The organism is Pseudomonas sp. MF6751 (genome assembly GCF_016613265.1).
GTDB lineage: Bacteria > Pseudomonadota > Gammaproteobacteria > Pseudomonadales > Pseudomonadaceae > Aquipseudomonas > Aquipseudomonas fluorescens_BV.
The window spans coordinates 103,676-123,206 of record NZ_JAENSV010000011.1 but is presented as its reverse complement, the minus strand read 5'-3'; the positions used below and the strand labels follow the sequence as shown (position 1 = coordinate 123,206).

Sequence of the window (19,531 nt, the reverse complement as noted above, 5' to 3'; positions counted from 1 at the left end):
GTCCGGGTTTTTTTATGCTTCAATCCCTCTTCGCCAGTATCTCTGCACGCCCAAAAAAAAGCCCGGTGAGCATGGGGTGCTCACCGGGTGTTTGATCGATTAACGCGTGGAATCAGAAGTCCCAGCGCGTGCTGACCATCACATTACGTGGCTCACCGTAGGCGGCCGAGTTATAGAAGCCCACGTTGGTGTAGTAAGACTTATCGAAGATGTTGTTGAAGTTGACGGTAGCCGACAGGTTCTTGGTGACCTGGTAGCGGGTCATCAAGTCCACCAACCAGTAGGACTCCTGGGTGATGTCCTGGTTTTTCTCAAGTGGCCCGTTCCAGATCTCGTTCCAACCTTTGGTCTGCCAGCGTACACCGCCACCGATGGTGAACTTGTCCAGGTCGCCCTTGAGTTTGTAGGTGGTGTTCAGGTTGACCTGATGCTCGGGTTCGAAGGTGGAGAGTTTCTTGTCGTCTTCGTCTCGTACGATCTTGTGGGTGTAGCCACCTTGAAGTTGCCAGCCTGGGCTCAACTCACCGGAAATTTCCGCTTCGTAGCCTTTGGTGACGGCCTTGGAGCTCTTGAACGCCCAGTTGTTCGGGGCAGGTGTCTGGTTGTTGTAGGCATCATCCGAGATGGGGCGATTAGTCTCATGCACTTCGAAGTAAGCGATGCTGGTGTTGAGGCGGCCATCGAAAAACTCGCCCTTGAGGCCCAACTCGTAATTCTGCCCTTCGTCTGGCTCCAGCAGCTTCTCGTTACGGTCCTTATAGGTGCTTTCCTGAGGTTGGAAGATATCGGTGTAGCTGGCGTATACCGAGAAGTTGTCGTTGAGGTCGTAGATCACACCGGCGTAAGGAATGAACCGCCCGGTTTCCTTGTAGGAAGGGTTGTTGCCAGTCACGTGATAGTTGGCCACGCGCCCACCCAGGATCACGTTCAGGTCGTCAATCACGTTGAAACGCGCGGTCAGGTAATACCCGGTTTGACGGATAGTGTCGTCGATGTGCTGTTGGGCAGGGCCGTAAATAGGCTTGGCGATATGGCCGTTCCAGTTATAGAAATCGACCTTGTTACCGCCAGGCCATTCCGGCGACCAGTACCCCTTGCCTTGCCAGCGTGAGGTGCCGATCGAGCCGCCCACCACCAGTTCATGCTCGCGGCCAAACAGGCTGAAAGGGCCAGTGGCGTAGAGGTCGGCCGAGGTGCTCTTGGTCTCGCCGGTGTATTTCTGCCCGTTGATCTCAGCGGTGCCATCGGCTGCCGGCTGGACGAATTGGATCGAACCCAGGTCGGCGTGGTAGCCGTTGATCTTGTGGTCGAGCTGGAATTTGGTCACCCAGCCGTCGCCCAGGTCATGCTCGAGCATGGCAAAGGCGGTACGCGTGTTTTGCTCCCACGAGCTCCAGGTGGTGCCGTTGTTGTAGGAGCGCGGCATTTTGTTGATGCTGCCATTGGAGTTGACCAGCGGGAAGGAGCCGGACCAACTGGAACCCTGCGGAATGTTGTCCTGGTAATCGAAGCCCACCGTCAGCATGGTATCGGGAGACAGGTCGAACTCGGTGATGCCGTAGTAGGTTTCGGTCTTGCGTGAGTAGTGGTCCATAAAGGACTTCTTGTCCTGATACGCAGCCACCGCGCGGCCACGGATATTGCCGCTGTCGGTCAAGGGGCCACTGACATCCACTTCGCTGCGGTAGTTGTCCCAGGAACCCGCCCCCAATTGCACATGGCCCTTGAATTCCGCGGTTGGCTTCTTGCGGATCAAGTTGATGGTCGCCCCCAGGGAACCGGCACCGTTGAGCAGGCCGGTAGCGCCCTTGAGGACTTCAACACGGTCGTAGATCGCCATGTCGCTCAGGGTGTTGCCCGCCGAATAGCCGACGTTACGCACAGTCGATGGAATACCGTCGTACTGGAAACTATTGACCGAAAAACCACGGGAATAGTAGTTGGTGCGGTCGGAGTCGTAGGCGGAAACGGTGATGCCCGGCGTATGGCGCATCACGTCATCCATGTTGTTGAGGCCAAAATCCTCGATGTGCTGGCGAGTCACCACAGTGATCGACTGCGGAGTTTGCCGTGGGGTCAACGTCAAACGTGTAGCCGTGGCAATTGTGCCAGGCGTGTAGGAACCAGAACCTTCGGTGACGTTGCCCAAGTAGTTGGCGGTCACTTGCGTCGGGCTCAGCTCCAGCCCGCCACCGCTGCCAGCAGCAGTGACGGTCAAGGTATTGCCATTGAGGTTATAGGTGGTCTGGCTACCGGCCAGCAATGCAGCTATGGCTTGCTGCGGCTGCATCTTGCCCTTGACGGCGGGGCTGTTCTTGCCCTGCACATCGCCCGGGCTGTAGAGCACTTGTACATTGGTCTGGCGGCCAAATTCCTGCAGTGCGCTCCCCAGCGACTGCGCAGGAATATTCAACTCGATCTCCTGGGCCTGCACATAGCCTGCAATCGGCATCGACACAGCCAACGCCAAGGCACTGGGCAATAGGTTGATGTTCAGGGCCCGGCGCATGGATAGCGCTTTGCTCAGGGGGCTGAGACCGAGTCGTGCTGGCATGGATGCTTTCTCTTCTATGTTTTAAGTGGGCAATTCTAAGTGTTTATTGAGGTTAGTTCTCATTACCACTAGTGAGACGTTCCTACTTCGCAAAACCGGAAAAAATTATTCCGGTACTTCATGCAGGCTCCATCTCATGCACCACCTGACCGGCACGCAGGCGCACCAGATGATCGGCGATGTCGAAATAACGATCATCGTGGCTGATCACGATGATGGTCTTGCCCAGGCGTTTGAGGTCCGGCAGCAGCTCGGTGTAGAAGATGCGGCGGAAGGCCGGGTCCTGGTCGGCGGCCCACTCGTCGAACACCAGTACCGGACGCTCTTCCAGCCAGGCATTGACCAGGGCCAGGCGCTTGCGTTGGCCGGTGGACAGGTCAGTGGTGCTGAACACGCCGTCCTTGACGCTGACCTTGTGCGCGATTTCCAGGCGCTCAAGGTATTGGGTGGCGCTGTCCAGGGACTGGGTGGCGCTGCCTTGTACCAGGTCATCGAACAGGTAATAGTCGGAAAACACCGTGGTGAACAACTGGCGATAATCGTCGCGCTCTGGGTCGGTCACCGCTGTACCGTTGAGCAGGATTTCACCCGCCTGAGGCGGATACAGGCCCAGCAGCAGCTTGATCAGGGTGGTCTTGCCGCTACCATTCTCGCCCACGACAAACACGATATCGCCTTGCTTGATGCTCAGGTTGATCGGCCCCAGGTGGAACGGTTGGCTGCCTTCAACCGCTGGCGGGCTGTAGCTGACGCCGCGCAGTTCAAGGCTGTTGACCACAGGCTTCGGCGCTTCACTGTCGTCCATCAACAAGTGGGGCTCGGGCGAAGAAAAACGTTCCGACAGTTCGCTGATGCGCCCGAAGGCAATCTTCGCCTTGCCAACCACGGGCAAGTAACCCAGCAGGTGCTCCAACGGGCCTTTCATATACAGCAGTACCAGCACGAAGCCGGTAATCACCGTGGGGTCGGGGTTGGGGTTGTAGGCCTGCATCGCCAGGGCCAGGCCGATGACCACGAAGAACAGCATCGAGCCAAAGGTCTTGGCCAGGATATAGATGTTGACTGAACGCACCTGGATATCGCTGATGCGGTCTGCGGTTTCCTGGATGCGGTGGGTGTTCATGCGAAACCGCCGCGGACGGTGCATGCGCAGTTCCTTGGCTCCCGAAGCAATCGCATTGTAGTAACGCTGCAATTCATCTTCGTGGCTACGGGCCAGATCGAAGCCCTGGATGCCTTTGCCGCCCGCGATGAATTGCACGGCGCTGCCGATGATGATTGCGACCACCATCATCAGGAACATCGGCACGGACAGGTAAGCCAGGTAACCCAGGCATCCCAGGGTAACGGTGGCGGCGATGGCCAGGGGCGTGAAGGCAAAGGAAAAGTCGCTGATGGTGTCCACGTCGTGGGTCAGCACCGGGATCAGGCGGTGAGAGCGATATTGCTCGATCTGCCCGATGGGCGCTGACAGCACCTTTTCACCCAGGTCCTTGCGCAGGGCGGCAATGATCCGTTGCCCGACGTAGTTGGTGCCGATGTCGGAAATAATCGAGCTGACCAGCGCCACCACGCACAACGCGGCGAAGGTCAACACCACACCCTGAGTCATCCCCCCCGCCGAATGCAGGGCATTGTTAATCGTCGCCAACAGCAAGGTAATGGCCAGGCCGCCCGCCATGCCAAGGGCGACGGAGACCGTTACGATGGTGCGAAAGGGCCTGAGCAATGCGAGCAAACCTTTGAAGGCGCCGCGCTTGGGGTCGGTCATAAATACTTCCCGGAAAGTGAAAAAGAGGGGGCTGGGCACACAGACCCTTACCCATGACAAACGAAGCTGTGGCGTGACTATTTAGCGCGGCGTGCCGGACGGTGACAGTGAGCGATAAATTGCCCGGGGCCTGGTTCGTTCTTGTTCTGTAGGCGCACGTGTACCGACACAGTGCGTGGCCCTTTGAGCGAGAGCGAAACACATGACGAAAAAGAACCTGGTGTATGTCTGGTCCCTGAGAAACGCCGCCGCCGACAAGGCGGGGCAGCCGGTGGCCTATAAAGACCACGAGCGCTATATGAAATCGGTGCTGGAGTTTCTGGTGGGCTCGCTCAACGATACGTCTCTGGGCGAGGCTTACAACCTCGTAGGCGTGGTGTATGACGACGATGAGCACAACACGCGGGACCAGCAGTTGGTGGCGGACTATGGCTTTGCTTACCAGCCGGGTCGCCAGTGGCTGTACCCGGCGGATTTGCGTGTGCAAGGCACGTTGGTCAATGACCTGCTGCTCAGCGTGCCGTCGACCTATCGTCGTCTGCCACGAGGCAGCGCCGAACATGTCGCCGGCAAGCAGGATTTCGAGCGTCGGCTGCATGACACCCTGGTGGAGTTGAAGGCTGACATCGTGGTGCTGGATGGTTTGCTGGTGATCCTCGACGAACTGGTGCGCCCGGGTGCGCCGTTTGCGCGGCGCATCATGAACATTCATCCGGGCATCACCCGCCTCGAGTCGCCTTACGAACGCCGTGGGGCGTACGCCACATGGAATGCGCTGTACGGCGCACGTGGGCAGGCGATCACCGACTGGGCAACCAGAGCGACTCAGGCGTGCGAGCCGTTGTATTGGACTGGTGCGTCATTTCACTACGTGGATAACGGCATCGACTCGGGAGAGGTATTCCACGACGTGCTCAAGACCCAGATTTCGCCCGAAGACACCATCCTTGAGTTGCGCTGGAACAACTTCAACAACAGCCTGTTCCCGGCGCTGCATGAAGGCTTGGAGCTGTTGGCCAAACAAGGCTGAACAGGCGGGCGCGAACCCTGTAGGAGCGAGCTTGCTCGCGAAAATCTCACAGACGCCGCGTTTATTCAGAGAACACGCGTCATCGTTGGCGTTTTTCGCGAGCGAGCTCGCTCCTACAAGGTATTAGAGCTCGCGCACGACCCGAAAGCCAATCCAGTCCCCGCGCGTCTGCGGGTAGATATTGTTGCGATTGCCCGAGCGTGAAAACACCGGCGCTTCGCCCCAGTCATTGCCGCGGATCTGGTAGGCCTCGCAGTTGGGCTCCACCCAGGCACTGCCATCAGTTGGCGCGCCGACGTAGTTCGGATGCTCGCAATCAGCCACCCGCTCATACACATTGCCGTGCATGTCATACATGCCAAAGGCATTCGGGGGGTAGCTGCCCACGGGCGACGAATAGCTGTAGCCGTCCGCCGGGCCGTAGGTGTTGGCGTGCTGGGCGATGCTGTAGCCCTTGCCTTCGTCGAACGGGAAGGGGAACGGGCCGGTGGTGCCGGCGCGGGCGGCGTATTCACGCTGGGCTTCGCTGACCATCTGGTACGTGTGCCCGGTCTTCTTCGACAGCCAGCTCACGTACTGCTTGATGTCGTCCATGTCCATGCACACCGCCGGCTGGCGTGGCCCCTGGGGGTAACGCGGTTTGCTGGCGATGCATTCGCGGCCGGGGCGGTCGTCGCCATTGGCGATCTTGACCCCGGTCTGGCGCACGTAGCTGTCCCATTCGCCGGCGGTGACATGGAAGCGGCTCATGGCGAACGGCTTGGCGAACGTCACGGCATGCATAGGGCCTTCGTCAGGCTCGCGGCCCACTTCGTCGTCCGGCGTACCCATGGTGAAGGTGCCGGCGGGCAGCACAACCATTTCCGGGCAGTCCTTGCAGTCTTTGAAGACCTTGCCCGGTTGTGGGGCGGCGGCCTGGGCCAGGCCGGGCAGTAGGGCGCCGCACAGGGCGGTGAGTGCCAGTGCGGTGAGCAGTTTGAGTCGGGATGGCGTCATGGAGGCGTCTCGTTCAAAGGGAAAAGGGGGTCATAACCGCTGGCTCAGCAGGGTCATGAAGCGCTGGATCTCATCGGAGTTGTTAAGCAGGCCCGGTGAGGTGCGAATCACCGGGCCAACGTCACGGTCCACTGCGTCCACCACCACACGGTTTTTCATCAGGTAGGCCGCGATGGCATCGCTGTCCTGGTTCTTGACCCGGAAGAAGGTGAAGCCCGCTGACAGCTCGGGGCTGTGCGGCGTCACCAGTTCGATCTGCGGGAGGGCCAGCAGTTGGTCCTTGAGTTCGGTGTTGAGGGCATGGATACGTGCCTGCACCGGTGCCTTGCCCAGTTGCAGGTGCAACTTGAAGGCTTCGTCGGCGGCCCAGCGATGTTCGAAGGCGTGGTAGCCGCCAGGCGTCATGGTCGTGGCGAAGTTTTTGTCTTCGGAGAAGGTCGGAATCATCGGTGTGACGTATTTGTTTTCGGTCTCGCGGGCGCACACCAGGCCGGTGCCCCGCGGGCCGAACATCCACTTGTGGGTGCCAGCGATGAAGAAGTCGCAGTGCATAGCGGGGAAGTCGAGGTCTTCCACGCCGAAGCCGTGCACACCATCGACGATATAGAGCAGGCGGTCCGGCTCGTCGCGGTTGCGGTTGTGTTCGTCCACCAGCTTGCCGATCTCACCGATGGGCAGTTTTACGCCGCTGCCGGATTGCACCCAGGTCATGCCCAGCACGCGGGTGTTGGGGCGAATGTTGCGTTGGATGTTGCCCAGCACTTCATCGGCCGAGACCTGATTGGGGTTTTTGAACAGGCGTATCTTGCGAACCTGGGTGTGCTCCTTGCGTACCCGGAAGTCCAGGCTGAACGCGGTGGCGTAATGCTCATGCACCGTGGTGAGGATTTCCTGGTCGGCGCGCACCTTGATCCCGCCATAGATCATCGCCAGCCCTTCGGACGTGCTGCCGGTGAGGGCGATCTGCGCTGGCGTGGCGTTCAGGTAGCGGCCGGCCCACTCGCGTACCTGGCCCTCACGCTTCCAGGTTTCCTGCAGGTCCCAGTCCATGGCCAGGCCAGGGTTACGGTCGATCTGTTGGCGGTAGCGTTCGATGGCCTCGCGCACGGGCCTGGGGTGCGAGGCCACCAGGAAGTTGGAAAAATGCAGGTAATTGGGGTCCTGGTTGAACAGTTGCTTCAATCCCGTCCATGGGTCGTTCGTAACGGTGGCTACTGCCTGAGGCAGCAACGCGGTGCCCAGCGGCAGGCTCGCGGCAAAGACGCCGGCCTGCTTGAGAAATGTACGGCGGTCGGTCATGGACTTACTTCGTGGTGGTTAGCGATTGGCCAATGGCTTGGCGGCTTTTTGTACCTGGTCCCACACCCGCAGGAAGTTGCCTCCCCACAGCTTGGCGATATCGGCTTCGGAGTAGCCGCGCTGGATCAGTTCGGCAGTGACGTTGCGCACCTCGCCGACGTTCTCCCAGCCCTGGAGGCCGCCGCCGTCGTTGAAGTCCGAGGCAATGCCGACATGATCGATGCCGATCTTGCGCACGGTGTAGTCGATGGCGTCGCCCAGGTCCTTGAGGGTGGCCTTGGGTTCTTCCTCGAGAATGCCGTACAGCGCGCTGGCGTATTGGCCGAAGCGTTGCTCGGGCCAGGCGGCAATGATTGCATCGCCGGGCATCAGGGCCATGGCCAGGTTGGGCAGTGGCGGCAGGTCGAAGCGTGCGCGCAAGGTATTGAGCTTGTCCTGGGTCGGCTGGCTCAAGGGGCGCAGGTAGGCGGGGAAACCCACCACTTGCACCACGCCGCCGCTGTTCTTGATCAGTTGCAGTTCCTTGTCACTGAGGTTGCGCGGGATGTCCACCGATGCCCGTGGCGCCGAGTGCGACGCCACCATCGGCGTGCGGCTCAACTGCGCGACTTGCTCCAGGGCCTTGGTCGACATCTGCGACACGTCGATGATCACCCCCAGGTCATTGAGGCGATGCACCGCTTGCTGGCCGATAGGCGACAGACCCTCGAGGGCATCCGTGGAGTCATTGAAGAACGGCAGCGGGCGCGACGAGTCGGACCAGGCGTTATTGCCGATGTAGCTGAACCCGAACATGCGCATGCCGCGTGCGGCCCACAAGTCCAGCTGGTTCAGGTCATTGCCCAGGGGGTAGGCGTTGAGCATGCTGATAAAAACCGCGAACTTGCCTTCGCCGTGCAGGCGTCGCATATCGTCCGGGGTGTAGGCAATGCCCACCTGGTTGGGAAAGTCACGCACCATGCCGGAGATGATCTTGTAGCGCACCTCCTGCTCGTGGCGGGCCTCTTCGACAAAACCGTCGGTGGGCTTGTGCGGGGCGTTGGCGCCGTTCCAGATTTCCGGCCAGCCGAAGATCGTCAGCGCGGCGCCCGACAATCGGCCGCGGGCGGCCTTGGCCAGGTCGAACTGGCCGCTGCCATCCTTGTCGGCCTCGTTTCCCGCCGTGCCGAAATCCAGGGGCAGGGTGATGTGGCTGTCGAACGACAACAGGCGATCCTGCATTTCATTGGCCTGCTTGATCACCTCCAGCGGGTAGCCGGCGTTGCCCTTGAACCACTGATCCCAGACCAGGAAACCAGCCCCGGCGCCGATAGCGAGGGCCAGCGGCAGGCCGATATACAGCGCCTTTTTCGAACGTGATTTTGTCATTGCCATCTCAGTCAGTTGAGGCCTTTGCTATCAGGGAAGAACGAGCGATGACGGGGGAAATTTAGGTGGCGGGGGCAGGGCGGTAAATTTCATCGGGTTGCAAACGTTCTAGCTCTGATCAAGCCGTTTCCTAAGGTAGCCAATGACAATCTCCCGACGTGGGTTCATCGCAGGCCTGGCGCTGACCGGTGCAGCCGTGCCCGCGGCCTTTTATGCCCATCGCGAGTTGACACGGAAAGAAGAGTTTCCCATCACCCCCGGCGAAGCTACGGTCGACCTCGCTGACACCCAGGGCCAGCACCTGGCGAACACCCTGCGGGGCGTCTGGAGCCTGCGCCTGGAAGGCCGCGATGCGGGCCTTGCGGGCCTGCCGCTGCATGGCCTGGAGTTGCTGCTCGACATCGCCCCCCGTGGGCGTGGCCTGCGCGGTTACCTGGACACCGCCGAGCAACTGCGCGCTGAAGGCGAGCCGCGCTACCGGGTCTTGGGTGATGTGCTGACGGGCGAGGGCGCCGTGCTCTATTGGCGCTTGATCGACCGCGATTCAGCCGGCGGCGTGCCGGCCTATGAATTCAAGATGACCCTGGATGAAGTCTGGGCCGATTTCGGCAATGCCGGCAGCGCCACCCTCAGCGGGCACATCCTCGACCTTGAGCGGCCCCTGGCGCTGACCGAACGCGACAACCGTTTTATCGCCCACAAACAACTGTTCCCCGAAGCCCGCCAGCGCATCGGCCTCAACCCGACCTTGCTGGCCTGGCTGATTTCTCCCGAGCACCGCCTGTTTCACCAACTGTGGCACGCCACCCGCGACCAATGGCACAAGCTCTCCGAAGAAAAACGCGAGGCCCTGCGCGGCATCGGCTGGCAACCGGGGCCCCGTGGTCAGGAACGCGACGCCCGCGGCAAGCGCAAGGACCGCAATGGTTCGGGCATCGACTTCTTCTTCATGCACCGCCACATGCTCGGCACCGCACGTTCCATGCAGGATTTGCCCTCCTGGCCGCAATTCCCCGAGCCGCAACCGCCGTTGGAGCGGGATCGCCTGGGCTTTGTGCGCTACTTCGACAACCACGACGGTTTCGCACTGCCGCCCTGTTGGTCAGCGCCAGATGACGCCGACTACACCCAGTGGGTCAGCGATATCAAGGCGGCCGAGACCTACCACAGCAACTTCCAGGTGTGGGAATCGCAATACCGCGACCCGCGTTACCTGGCCAAGTTGACCCTGGGCCAACTGGGCTCGGAAATGGAACTGGGCCTGCACGATTGGCTGCATATGCGCTGGGCCTCGGTGCCCCGCGACCCGTCCAACGGCGCCCCGGTACCCTTCGCCCGCGACCCCGCAGACTTTGCCGCACGTTGGTATGCGCCGGAGAACGACTTTCTGGGCGACCCGTTTTCATCCCATGTGAACCCGGTGTTCTGGCATTTCCACGGCTGGATCGATGACCGCATCGAAGACTGGTTTCGTGCCCACGAGCGCTTCAACCCAGGCGAGGTGAGCCGACTGGAAGTCAACGGCGTGGCCTGGTTTGCGCCAGGCCGCTGGGTGGAAATAGGTGACCCGTGGCTGGGCCCGGACACCCACGGCTGCAGCACCACGCCGGGGCTGCAACAGGGGCGCTCGATGGAAATGGACCCGGAGATCATGAAGCTGGCCCTGCGCATTACCTTCGGTGCCGATGAAGAGCTGCTCAAGGGGCTGTTCAAACGTGTGCCGCAGCGGCCATGGTATGCGCGGCATCTGAAACTCAAACGCGAGGCTTAGGAGGGGGTTTTAAACCTGCTCTTGCTCGCGCAATTGCGCACTCATCTCATCGCAACTGCGTGCCCAGTCGCTCAACCATTGCGGCATCGGCGGTGAGGTGTCGTCCAAGCCCAACTCGCGGATAAATTCGGCCGGGGGCAGGGTGCCCTTGGCAGATCGAAACAGCCCACGCATCACCACCACGCCGACCACTCGCCCATGGCTGACAAAACGGTGCTCCATCAGGTTCCACTTGTGGTCCCAGCCGAGAATGCGGGTATGCACCTCGAATGCCTCGAACAGCTTCAATTCCCGACGGAACTTGCCCCAGGTATCGCCGACTATCGGCATCGCCTTATGGCGCAGTGCCACGCGAAAGGCGCCGGTGCGCAGCACAAAATCCATGCGAGCCACATCGGCCAGGGTGAAATACCGGCCATTGGTGACATGCCGGTTCAGGTCCAGGTCCAGCGGCCAGACTCGCATGCGCACCACCGTGGTGGCCAGGCCGTGAACCGGTTTGCGCCAGGGGCGGCGCAACAGCATGTGCAGTAATCGAAACCAGAGATTCATAAAAACGCCAGGCAGTTGATCAATGGCCGCACTGTACGGGGGTGGAATCGGCTAAGGTAGATGCGTAAATGACTTATTACATGCGAAAAGTGCAAGCCGGAGTTATTACATGCATGTCACCTTGCTCCTGGCGGATCAATGCTCCGCTGCTAGTGCCACCCTGGCCATGGAAATGCTCAGTGCGGCCAATCTCTTCGCTGACAGCCCGCCGTTTGAGGTGATGCTCGCGTCTATGGACGGCCAGCCGGTGACAGCATGGGGCGGGCAGCGCCTGCAGGTGCAGGGTTCACTGGCGCAGATCGCGCACACGGACCTGGTGCTGATTCCCGGGTTTCTCTTTACCCTCAAGGAAGCTATGCCGACGTTTGCCGCCTACGGCCCCTGGTTGCGTGAGCAGCATGGGCAGGGCGCCGTGTTGGCGTCGATGTGCACGGCGGCCTTCATGCTGGCCGAGACCGGGCTATTGCACGGCTTGCGTGCGACGACTCACTGGGCATTTGCCGGGTTCTTCCGGCGTCGGTATGCCCAGGTCAGCCTGGATGAGGGGCAGATCCTTTGCGAAGACAATCGCCTGATCACGTGCGGGGGCGCTACGGCGGCGATGGACTTGATGCTGCACCTGATCCGCCGTTTCGGCTCGCCGGAGCTGGCTCATACCTGCGGCAAGTACCTGCTGATCGATGCCGGCCGCACCGAGCAGTCGGCCTACGCGATGTGGTCGCTGCCCAAAAGCCACGGTGATGCGCAGATCCTGCGTGTGCAGCATTGGTTGGAGCAGCACTTTGCCCAGTCAATGGTGATCGATGAGGTGGCCCGGCGCTTTGGTTTTGGCGTGCGTAATTTCAAGCGGCGTTTCAAGGATGCCACTGGTTGTACGCCGATTGGCTACCTGCAAACCCTGCGCCTGGAACGAGCCAAGCAGATGCTGGAGTCAACACGCATGACCCTCGCCAGCATCACGTATGCGGTGGGCTATGAGGACAGCAACTCGTTTCGGCGTCTGTTCCAGCAACGGGTGGGGATGCTGCCGGCGGCGTATCGCAAGAAGTTCCTGATCGCCCAGGGCGACGCCTGTGTACCTGATGCACCGAGGTCCTGATTTGCCTTGATGCCGCTCAGGTAAGCAGGCGCGCTGCGCCGTGGACGTGTATCACTTTTTTGCGCGGGGATTGCTCTGTGCAACACCGTGCAGCAATAGCGCCTCAAACACCCGCTGTACCCGTGGTTCGTCGCTGTGGGCCACATTGAAGCGCATTGAGTCGCGGTGGGCCGGGTCGTAGCCGAAGAGCGCGCCAGGTGCCAGTACCATGCTGCGTTTCAGGGCTTCCTGGGCCAGGAGTTCGCCGTTCACGCCAGGCGGCAGGCGTGCCCAGATGAACATCCCGCCTTCATACGCCATGGGCAGTTCGCACCCGCAGCGCTTGAGCCATTGTTCGACGCGCCCACCGGCTTCCATCAGGCGCTGCACCATGCGTTTGCGGTGCTTGGCGTAACTGCCTTCGCTGAGCATGCGGTAGACGATCTGTTCGAACAGTTCCGAGGTGACGCCGCCGCTCATCAATTTCATGTTGGTCAGGTTGGCGGCCAGTTGCGGAGCGGCCACCACATAGCTGACGCGGGTGTTGGCACTCAGGATCTTCGAGAACCCCGACAGGTAGGTGACCTGGTCCAGCCCGGCGACGGCGGCCAGGCGTGGGGGAGGGTTGGGGTGCAAGTCGCCGTAGAGGTCGTCCTCGACGATGTGGCAGTGGTACTGCTGGGTCAGTTGCAACAGGCGAAACGCTTGGCTGGGGCTGAAGGAGTGGCCGGTGGGATTGTGCAACACGCTGGTGGTCAGATACAGGCTGGGGCGGTGTTCGGCCAGCAGCTGTTCGAGGGCGCTGAAGTCAAAGCCGTCGGGGCGGCGTGCAATGGTGATGACTTTGACGCCGTGCAGCGCCAGGTTGGCGTGGAAGTTGAAGTAGCATGGCGCGTCGAGCAGCACCGTGTCGCCGGGGCGTGCGAGCAGGCGCATGAGCATGTCCAGGCCCTGCACGGTATTGGGTGTGGTGATGATCTGTTCCACCGGCACCGACAAGCCTTCGCCGTGCAGTTTCTGTTGCAGCGCCTGGCGCAGCGGCAACAGCCCCGCCGGCGTGCCCAGCCCGGCGATGCGCAGTGATGGCGCACGCACTACGCTGCGCATGGCCTGGCGGATCGCTTCGCCATTGAGCCAGTCCTCCGGCAAGTGCCCGCCACCGGGGCGCAGTTCGCCACTGGCGGTGGCCAAGGGCCGGCGCAATACGCTGAGCAGGTCTTGGGGCAATAGGTCCACCCAGGTCACCGAGGCAGGGCGGGTGCTGTCCATCGCCACGAAGTAGCCGCGGCCCTGGCTCGAGGTGAGCAGGTGGCGGCCGCGCAGGCGGTCCAGTGCCTCATTGAGGGTGAACTTGCTGACGCCGAGGATCTGGGTCAGTTCACGCACGGATGGCAGTTTGCTGCCCGGTGCCCATTCGCCATTTTCGATGGCCTGGCTGAACGCCTCGACGATCTGCTGGACCTTTGGCGTGCCTTCTACGAAAGCGATGGCGGATACAAGCATGACGCGTCCTTGTGTTTGCCGGTGCTTTTACCGGTGAAGTTAGGCCGGATTAGGCACCACTTTACCTGCCTTGCGCAATGCCACTCCCCTAGACTGCGCGGCATCTCGCCAGGAGATGGCGATATTTCCTACACCTGAGCAATGGATTTTGCATTTCCATGAAGACTTATATGTGCGCACCCTGCGGTTTTATGTACGTAGAAGAACTGGGTATTCCGGAGGACGGAATTCCCGCAGGCACCCCTTGGGAAGAGGTGCCTGAAGACTGGACATGCCCGGATTGCGGCGTGACCAAGGCCGATTTCATGGCCATCAATCTTCCTGAACGTCAATTCGCCTGACACTCCATCAACGAAAGGAATCGTCCCATGAACAGCAAACTGATCAACGCCACCGTCCCGTTCTGCACCGGTGTGGCCCACCAGAAGTACCTGGGCGCCGAAAAGGGCCTGCAAACCGCCATCGAAGGTGACTGCACCCACTGGTACATCGACGGCAGCCTGTTCGGCGAAATGGTCGATGACTGGACCGAGGCGCGTATCGAGAGCCTGCAGGCGCAAATCGCGGCCACGGGGGTCAAGCCGGTTTTCCATGGCAACTTCAAAGCGCCGTTGGGCAGTGATGTCGAAGCCTTCCGTAGTGCGGCTGTGGAGTACGTCAAAAAAGAAATCGACATCGCCAGCCGCCTGGGCGCGCCGTTGATCATTCACGGTGGTTGCATCGTCGAGCCGAAAATGGTGCTGATGGCCAAGAAGGTTGCCCTGGAGCATTACCTCAAGTCGGTGCAGGAACTGGCGCGCTATGCCGAGGCCAAGGGCACGGATATCTACCTGGAGAACCTGTCCAACTACGTCAACTATCGGCCGTTCCACTACATCTTTACCCATGAAGCCGAATACGCCTTTGTGTTCGAGCGCCTGCAAGCCCACAGCAATGTGTATTTCTTCCTCGATGCCGGCCACGCCAACATCGAGAACGGCCTGCCGGCAGAAGTGGTGCGCAAATACCACCACCTGATCAAGGGCATTTCCTTCAGCAACAACAACGGCGTGCAAGACCAGCACTTCGGCATCCATGACGGCAACTGCGATTACGCCGATGTGCTGCAGGCCATTGTCGAGACCAACTGGAAGGGCCTGGTCGCGTTTGAAACCCGCAACCAGACCGCCAAGGCTGCCCTGGCTGACCTGGCAGTGATGTACCGCGACTCCCTGACCACCGAAATCGCTGTCGCCTGATCGGCCTGGGGCGAGCGCTGGCCGCGTTCGCCCTGTTGCTGCTGCTTCTCTTTATTCAAGGTGCTGGCCATGACAAGTGCGTTAACCCTGTCGTCGTTTCTCTACTTTCTGCTGTTTTGCGCCACCATGACCTTCAGCCCGGGCCCCATGACGTTGCTGTTGCTGAGCCTGGGCTTGAAGGACGGCCTGCGCAGTTCGATCCCGGCGCAGGTCGGCGCCAGTGTGTCGTACCTGATTTCAATCCTGATCTTTGCCGTCGGCTTCTCGGAATTGATCAAGGGCAACCTCGCCATTACCCAGACCATCCAGTTTGTCGGGGTGGCCTACATTCTTTACCTGGCCTACAAGCAGTGGACCAGCAGCGGCGTGTCGATCAACAACGCCGACAAGGTCGAGGGGGCGCGCAGCCTGTTTGGCAAAGGGCTGTTGACCGGGTTTTCCAACCCCAAGACCATCATCATGTTCAGCGCCGTGTTCCCGCAGTTTGCCGGCGCCGGTGAACACAGTTCGGCGGCGGACATCGCCATCCTTGGCCTGACCTTCCTGCTGCTGCAATTTGCCAGCGGCTGCCTGTATTGCTATTTCGGCCAGCGCATCAAGCACGTGCTGGAAAACCCCAAGCGGCGGGTGTTGTTGCAGAGAATCACGGCCGTGTTGCTGCTGGGCGTCGCCTTGATGCTGGCGCGTGGGTTCTCGCACTGAAGTATTAGCCAATAAGCGGTAGTGGCGATTTGACGTCGCCCTGATAGACTCCAGGCATTCACCCAGGATCGCCCCCACCATGCCAGCCGTCGGAGGAAAAGGACTTCCGCTCGCTTTGCGCTTGTACAAATCTCGCCTGCTGGGGCTGACGCTCGGCTTTGTGTGCGTGGCGTTCGGCATGTATCCGTTGAACCCGTCCCTGTGGGTGTGGGCCTGGATGCTGATCAATGCCTTTGCGTGGCCGCACCTGGCTTTTCAATGTTCGTTGCGCTCGGCCAATACCTTGCGCAGCGAACGCCGCAGCCTGCTGTTCGATTCCTTTTGCGGTGGGTTCTGGGTTGGCGCGATGCACTTCAACCCGCTGCCCAGCGTCACCACCCTGTCGATGATGAGCATGAACAACGTCGCCATCGGCGGGCCGCGCTTCCTGTTCGCGGGTTGGGTGGCGCAGGCGCTGGGGTTGAGCACCGCGTTGCTGCTGTTCACACCAGGGTTTATCGCCGTGACCACCCAGGCCCAGCTGTATGCCTGCCTGCCGATCCTGATGCTGTATCCCCTGGCCCTGGGCTGGATCTGCTACCGCCAAGCCGTCACCTTGGCCCGCCACAAACGTGAACTGCTGGCCTTGAGCCGCACCGACAGCCTGTCGGGCCTGCTCAACCACGGCGCCTGGAAGGACCACCTGGAGATCGAGTTTCAACGTTGCCGTCGTGGCCCGGCCGGTGCGGCTATCGCGTTGATCGACATCGACCACTTCAAGACCATCAACGACACCTACGGCCATGTGACTGGCGATATCGTCCTGCGCCAACTGAGCAAGGTGCTGCGCCAAAACCTGCGCACCACCGACCTGGCCGGCCGTTATGGCGGCGATGAGTTCTGCGTGATCCTGCCAGGTATGCCCCTCAACCGTGCCACCGAGGTGATGGAGGCCTTGCGCGGTCGCTTCAACGCCTTGGCCTACGCTCAGGACCCAACACTGCGAGTGAGCCTGAGCATCGGCCTGGCGCCGTACCAGCCGAGCCACGCCGACTCCATCAGTTGGCTCAACGACGCCGACCAGGCGCTGTACGAGGCCAAGAGCAGCGGGCGCAACCGGGTCAGTTCGGTACAGGGCAGTTGGTTGCGGTCAGTTTAGTGGGGTAGGGTGGCGGGGCACCCTCCAACAAAAAACAAGGATCGGTCCATGCTCTTCACGTTCCCGCGTACCCTGTTGGCCGCTACCCTGGCCTTGTCTTTCAGCCTGCCGGCCTACAGCGCCGAGCCTCATAAACAGATCCAGCAACAGGCCGAACAATACAAGGCCGAAGCCTTGAAGCTGCTGGAGCGCCTGGTGAATATCGACTCGGGCTCAGGCTACGAGCCGGGCCTGACCCAAGTGCGCGATATCGCCGTGGATGAGTTGAAACAGTTGGGTTTCACCATCGAATTGGTGCCGGATAAAGCCGCCAACAATAGCCATGTGGTCGCCACCCTCAAAGGCACCGGCAAGGCCAAGATCCTGCTGATGGCCCATATGGACACCGTATTCAAGGAAGGCTCGGCTGCCGAGCGCCCCTTCCACATCAAGGACGGCCGCGCCTACGGCCCCGGCGTGATGGATGACAAGGGCGGCATCGTTGCGGGCATCTATGCGCTCAAGGTCCTCAAAAGCCAGGGCTTCAAGGATTACGCGCAGATCACCTTCCTGCTCGACGCCAGCGAAGAAACCGGCTCCGACGCCGCCTCCGAACTGATCCGCAACACTGCCAAGGGCCACGACGTGACCCTGAACCTGGAACCCGGCCGCCCCGCCGACGGCCTGGTGGTGTGGCGCAAAGGCAGCGCCACCGCGGTGGTCGAAGTCAAAGGCAAGGCCGCCCACGCCGGCGTTGCGCCGGAACTGGGACGCAACGCCGCCATGGAAGCCGCGCACCAGATCCTGCAACTGGGCAAACTCGGCGATGAAGACAAGAAAACCACCATCAACTTCACCGTGCTCAAGGCCGGTGACCGCACCAACGTCATCCCTGACCAAGCCACCGCCAAGGCCGACGTGCGTGCGGCCTTGCCGGAAGAATTCGACCGGATCGAGAAAGACCTGGCCCGGGTTTCAGCCAACAAATTGATCCCGGAAACCGAAGTTAAAACCAGCCTGCAGCGCGGCCTGCCACCGATGCCGCAGACCGCAGAGTCGGATAAGTTGGTAGCGATAGCCCAAGGGATTTATGGCGAACTGGGACGCAAGTTGACCATCGAAGGCAGCGGCGGCGCGGCGGATGCCAGCTTGTCCGCCGGTGTAGGCACGCCGACGCTGGATGGGTTTGGGATAGTGGGGGGCAATATTCACACGGCGGAGGAATATGCCGAGGTGGAGAGTGTGGTGCCGCGGGTTTATTTGTTGAGTCGGATGATCATGGAGCTTTCCAAGCGCTGATCAGAACACTGGATTGCAGAACGAATCGGGTTTGAATGGGGGAGGAGGGCCCGTCCGGCAAACGCAGATCCCCTGTTGGAGCGGGCTTGCCCGCGAAGGCGGTGTGCCAGTCGCTGCATGTGTTACTGCACTACCGCTTTCGCAGGCAAGCCAGCTCCCACATTTGATCTTTGTTGATTTGAGCGTTGTGTTAGTTTGACTGATCGGCATTCGGGGGTGATTGTGATGGTGTCGTTTGTACATGCATTGGCTGACCCGCGCTGATCAGGTCGCTGGATTTCGAAGCGAAGCTAAATGTTGGAAAACCCTGATGCCAGTCTGTTAAAACATCTGTAGGAGCGAGCTTGCTCGCGAAAAATTCACAGGCGCCGCGTTTATTCAGGCAGCACACGTTATGGTTGACGTTTTTCGCGAGCAAGCTCGCTCCTACAGGTGACGATGACGCTTTAACTGACTGGCATTAGGGCTTGCCCCTTCCCACATTGAGTGCTCGATGTATTCAATGTGGAAGTCACCATGTGGCAGGGTCTTCGAGGCTGGCTTTTTGGAGGTCTTCTTTCCACCATTCATTAGTTAATCTATAAATTTCTTCGAAAAAACCTTTTGGATTGTCCATTTCACTCCATCCCCACGGCAGGGTGCAATAATAGCCGGGAGCCTGTCTCAATAAGTGCGAAAAATCAAAGGTTTCGTCGCTAAGTGCAGCCTCCAATTTGTCGCATAAAACCTTGCGATGTCGATAGCTTAGATCTGAAGATTTCTCAATTATGTGTTTTTTGATCAGTCGCCTTCTGTCTGTGTCAAGGTTGATGTCGTAACGTGAAAACTCTTCGCCTAAAGTCTCTTCGCGATCATAAATATCGAACGGGCCGAGTAGGTGTCGAAGTTTCGGTGCGTACGGGACATCTAGAAAAGGGTGTTTCAGCATTGGTCATTACTCACAGGGAATACGGTATAAAGTTCTTTGGTTTCGCGATCAAATTTTGCGATCGCTGCATCCATATTTTCATCAAGTATTGGATTGTCCCGATCAGTAGGGTTTGGTATGTATCCTCTTCCGCAACCCTGCATTTCGATTCGGACAACTGGATTGCCGTAGTAATCTTCCCCGGTAAAAGGCGGTAGATTGCGTTCTGCTCTGGTGGTTACCTCATTTAGTACAGCGAACTGCGCTCGATGACTTTTAAACTGCGTACTTAACTGCATAAGATTTTTCCTATAGTGGCGGTATTGATTTTTTTAGGGGGACGATC

General features: G+C 60.0%; 17 protein-coding genes. 8 read left to right on the top strand and 9 right to left on the bottom strand.

Annotated features, from left to right (window positions below):
- Positions 1-112: 112 nt before the first annotated feature.
- Positions 113-2,554, bottom strand: a complete 2,442-nt coding sequence (locus JJD66_RS12255; RefSeq protein WP_080757696.1) for a TonB-dependent siderophore receptor — start codon at positions 2,552-2,554, stop codon at positions 113-115.
- 118 nt (positions 2,555-2,672) lie between these two features.
- Entirely contained in the window at positions 2,673-4,325 is a 1,653-nt protein-coding gene (locus JJD66_RS12250; RefSeq protein ID WP_019816834.1) for a cyclic peptide export ABC transporter, read from the bottom strand.
- 202 nt (positions 4,326-4,527) lie between these two features.
- Here JJD66_RS12250 and JJD66_RS12245 point away from each other — a divergent pair, with 202 nt between their 5' ends.
- A complete protein-coding gene (locus JJD66_RS12245) occupies positions 4,528-5,355 on the top strand; it encodes a N(5)-hydroxyornithine transformylase PvdF (RefSeq protein ID WP_200648254.1) in 828 nt (275 codons plus the stop codon).
- Between the two features lie 123 nt (positions 5,356-5,478).
- On the opposite strand, the gene pvdO is transcribed toward JJD66_RS12245, so the two are convergent.
- From pvdO to pvdM, 3 genes are read right to left on the bottom strand one after another with little or no spacing between them, the layout of a single operon-like run.
- A complete protein-coding gene (gene pvdO, locus JJD66_RS12240) occupies positions 5,479-6,351 on the bottom strand; it encodes a dihydropyoverdine dehydrogenase (protein ID WP_200648253.1) in 873 nt (290 codons plus the stop codon).
- Between the two features lie 30 nt (positions 6,352-6,381).
- A complete protein-coding gene (gene pvdN, locus JJD66_RS12235; RefSeq protein WP_200648252.1) occupies positions 6,382-7,650 on the bottom strand; it encodes a pyoverdine-tailoring periplasmic protein PvdN in 1,269 nt (422 codons plus the stop codon).
- 18 nt (positions 7,651-7,668) lie between these two features.
- Positions 7,669-9,018, bottom strand: coding sequence for a pyoverdine-tailoring dipeptidase-like protein PvdM (gene pvdM, locus JJD66_RS12230; RefSeq protein WP_200648251.1), 1,350 nt, complete (start codon positions 9,016-9,018; stop codon positions 7,669-7,671).
- Positions 9,019-9,160: 142 nt separating this feature from the next.
- Between pvdM and pvdP the strand changes: the two genes are divergently transcribed.
- Entirely contained in the window at positions 9,161-10,789 is a 1,629-nt protein-coding gene (gene pvdP / locus JJD66_RS12225; RefSeq protein ID WP_200648250.1) for a pyoverdine maturation tyrosinase PvdP, read from the top strand.
- Positions 10,790-10,798: 9 nt separating this feature from the next.
- Here pvdP and JJD66_RS12220 read toward each other — a convergent pair whose 3' ends face one another.
- The gene (locus tag JJD66_RS12220; RefSeq protein WP_105226589.1) at positions 10,799-11,341 is read right to left on the bottom strand and encodes a thioesterase family protein; all 543 of its coding nucleotides are present in this window, start codon (positions 11,339-11,341) and stop codon (positions 10,799-10,801) included.
- A gap of 109 nt (positions 11,342-11,450) precedes the next feature.
- Between JJD66_RS12220 and JJD66_RS12215 the strand changes: the two genes are divergently transcribed.
- Positions 11,451-12,440 carry a GlxA family transcriptional regulator gene (locus JJD66_RS12215; RefSeq protein WP_200648249.1) on the top strand — a complete coding sequence of 330 codons (990 nt, stop codon included), beginning with the start codon at positions 11,451-11,453 and terminating at the stop codon, positions 12,438-12,440.
- A gap of 51 nt (positions 12,441-12,491) precedes the next feature.
- On the opposite strand, the gene JJD66_RS12210 is transcribed toward JJD66_RS12215, so the two are convergent.
- The gene (locus tag JJD66_RS12210; RefSeq protein WP_198714564.1) at positions 12,492-13,922 is read right to left on the bottom strand and encodes an aminotransferase-like domain-containing protein; all 1,431 of its coding nucleotides are present in this window, start codon (positions 13,920-13,922) and stop codon (positions 12,492-12,494) included.
- A gap of 158 nt (positions 13,923-14,080) precedes the next feature.
- Here JJD66_RS12210 and JJD66_RS12205 point away from each other — a divergent pair, with 158 nt between their 5' ends.
- The 5 genes from JJD66_RS12205 to JJD66_RS12185 all read left to right on the top strand — a co-directional run bounded on the left by JJD66_RS12205 (position 14,081) and on the right by JJD66_RS12185 (position 18,278).
- Positions 14,081-14,263, top strand: coding sequence for a rubredoxin (locus JJD66_RS12205; RefSeq protein ID WP_014718115.1), 183 nt, complete (start codon positions 14,081-14,083; stop codon positions 14,261-14,263).
- A gap of 27 nt (positions 14,264-14,290) precedes the next feature.
- Positions 14,291-15,160, top strand: coding sequence for a sugar phosphate isomerase/epimerase family protein (locus tag JJD66_RS12200; RefSeq protein WP_034127732.1), 870 nt, complete (start codon positions 14,291-14,293; stop codon positions 15,158-15,160).
- A 69-nt stretch (positions 15,161-15,229) separates the two neighbouring features.
- A complete protein-coding gene (locus JJD66_RS12195) occupies positions 15,230-15,862 on the top strand; it encodes a LysE family translocator (RefSeq protein ID WP_034127731.1) in 633 nt (210 codons plus the stop codon).
- A 79-nt stretch (positions 15,863-15,941) separates the two neighbouring features.
- Positions 15,942-17,000, top strand: coding sequence for a diguanylate cyclase (locus JJD66_RS12190; RefSeq protein WP_200648248.1), 1,059 nt, complete (start codon positions 15,942-15,944; stop codon positions 16,998-17,000).
- 48 nt (positions 17,001-17,048) lie between these two features.
- Positions 17,049-18,278, top strand: coding sequence for a M20/M25/M40 family metallo-hydrolase (locus JJD66_RS12185; RefSeq protein WP_034127729.1), 1,230 nt, complete (start codon positions 17,049-17,051; stop codon positions 18,276-18,278).
- 511 nt (positions 18,279-18,789) lie between these two features.
- Here JJD66_RS12185 and JJD66_RS12180 read toward each other — a convergent pair.
- Positions 18,790-19,206 carry a hypothetical protein gene (locus tag JJD66_RS12180; protein ID WP_105226595.1) on the bottom strand — a complete coding sequence of 139 codons (417 nt, stop codon included), beginning with the start codon at positions 19,204-19,206 and terminating at the stop codon, positions 18,790-18,792.
- Complete coding sequence (locus JJD66_RS12175) at positions 19,200-19,484, bottom strand: hypothetical protein (protein WP_200648247.1); 285 nt, start codon at positions 19,482-19,484, stop codon at positions 19,200-19,202. Before JJD66_RS12175 ends, JJD66_RS12180 begins: the two co-directional genes overlap by 7 nt.
- Positions 19,485-19,531 lie beyond the last annotated feature (47 nt).

Coding starts and splice junctions, on each gene's coding strand:
- JJD66_RS12255 (WP_080757696.1), bottom strand. CDS start 2,554: ATGCCAGCACGACTCGGTCTCAGCCCCCTGAGCAAAGCGCTATCCATG.
- JJD66_RS12250 (WP_019816834.1), bottom strand. CDS start 4,325: ATGACCGACCCCAAGCGCGGCGCCTTCAAAGGTTTGCTCGCATTGCTC.
- JJD66_RS12245 (WP_200648254.1), top strand. CDS start 4,528: ATGACGAAAAAGAACCTGGTGTATGTCTGGTCCCTGAGAAACGCCGCC.
- pvdO (WP_200648253.1), bottom strand. CDS start 6,351: ATGACGCCATCCCGACTCAAACTGCTCACCGCACTGGCACTCACCGCC.
- pvdN (WP_200648252.1), bottom strand. CDS start 7,650: ATGACCGACCGCCGTACATTTCTCAAGCAGGCCGGCGTCTTTGCCGCG.
- pvdM (WP_200648251.1), bottom strand. CDS start 9,018: ATGACAAAATCACGTTCGAAAAAGGCGCTGTATATCGGCCTGCCGCTG.
- pvdP (WP_200648250.1), top strand. CDS start 9,161: ATGACAATCTCCCGACGTGGGTTCATCGCAGGCCTGGCGCTGACCGGT.
- JJD66_RS12220 (WP_105226589.1), bottom strand. CDS start 11,341: ATGAATCTCTGGTTTCGATTACTGCACATGCTGTTGCGCCGCCCCTGG.
- JJD66_RS12215 (WP_200648249.1), top strand. CDS start 11,451: ATGCATGTCACCTTGCTCCTGGCGGATCAATGCTCCGCTGCTAGTGCC.
- JJD66_RS12210 (WP_198714564.1), bottom strand. CDS start 13,922: ATGCTTGTATCCGCCATCGCTTTCGTAGAAGGCACGCCAAAGGTCCAG.
- JJD66_RS12205 (WP_014718115.1), top strand. CDS start 14,081: ATGAAGACTTATATGTGCGCACCCTGCGGTTTTATGTACGTAGAAGAA.
- JJD66_RS12200 (WP_034127732.1), top strand. CDS start 14,291: ATGAACAGCAAACTGATCAACGCCACCGTCCCGTTCTGCACCGGTGTG.
- JJD66_RS12195 (WP_034127731.1), top strand. CDS start 15,230: ATGACAAGTGCGTTAACCCTGTCGTCGTTTCTCTACTTTCTGCTGTTT.
- JJD66_RS12190 (WP_200648248.1), top strand. CDS start 15,942: ATGCCAGCCGTCGGAGGAAAAGGACTTCCGCTCGCTTTGCGCTTGTAC.
- JJD66_RS12185 (WP_034127729.1), top strand. CDS start 17,049: ATGCTCTTCACGTTCCCGCGTACCCTGTTGGCCGCTACCCTGGCCTTG.
- JJD66_RS12180 (WP_105226595.1), bottom strand. CDS start 19,206: ATGCTGAAACACCCTTTTCTAGATGTCCCGTACGCACCGAAACTTCGA.
- JJD66_RS12175 (WP_200648247.1), bottom strand. CDS start 19,484: ATGCAGTTAAGTACGCAGTTTAAAAGTCATCGAGCGCAGTTCGCTGTA.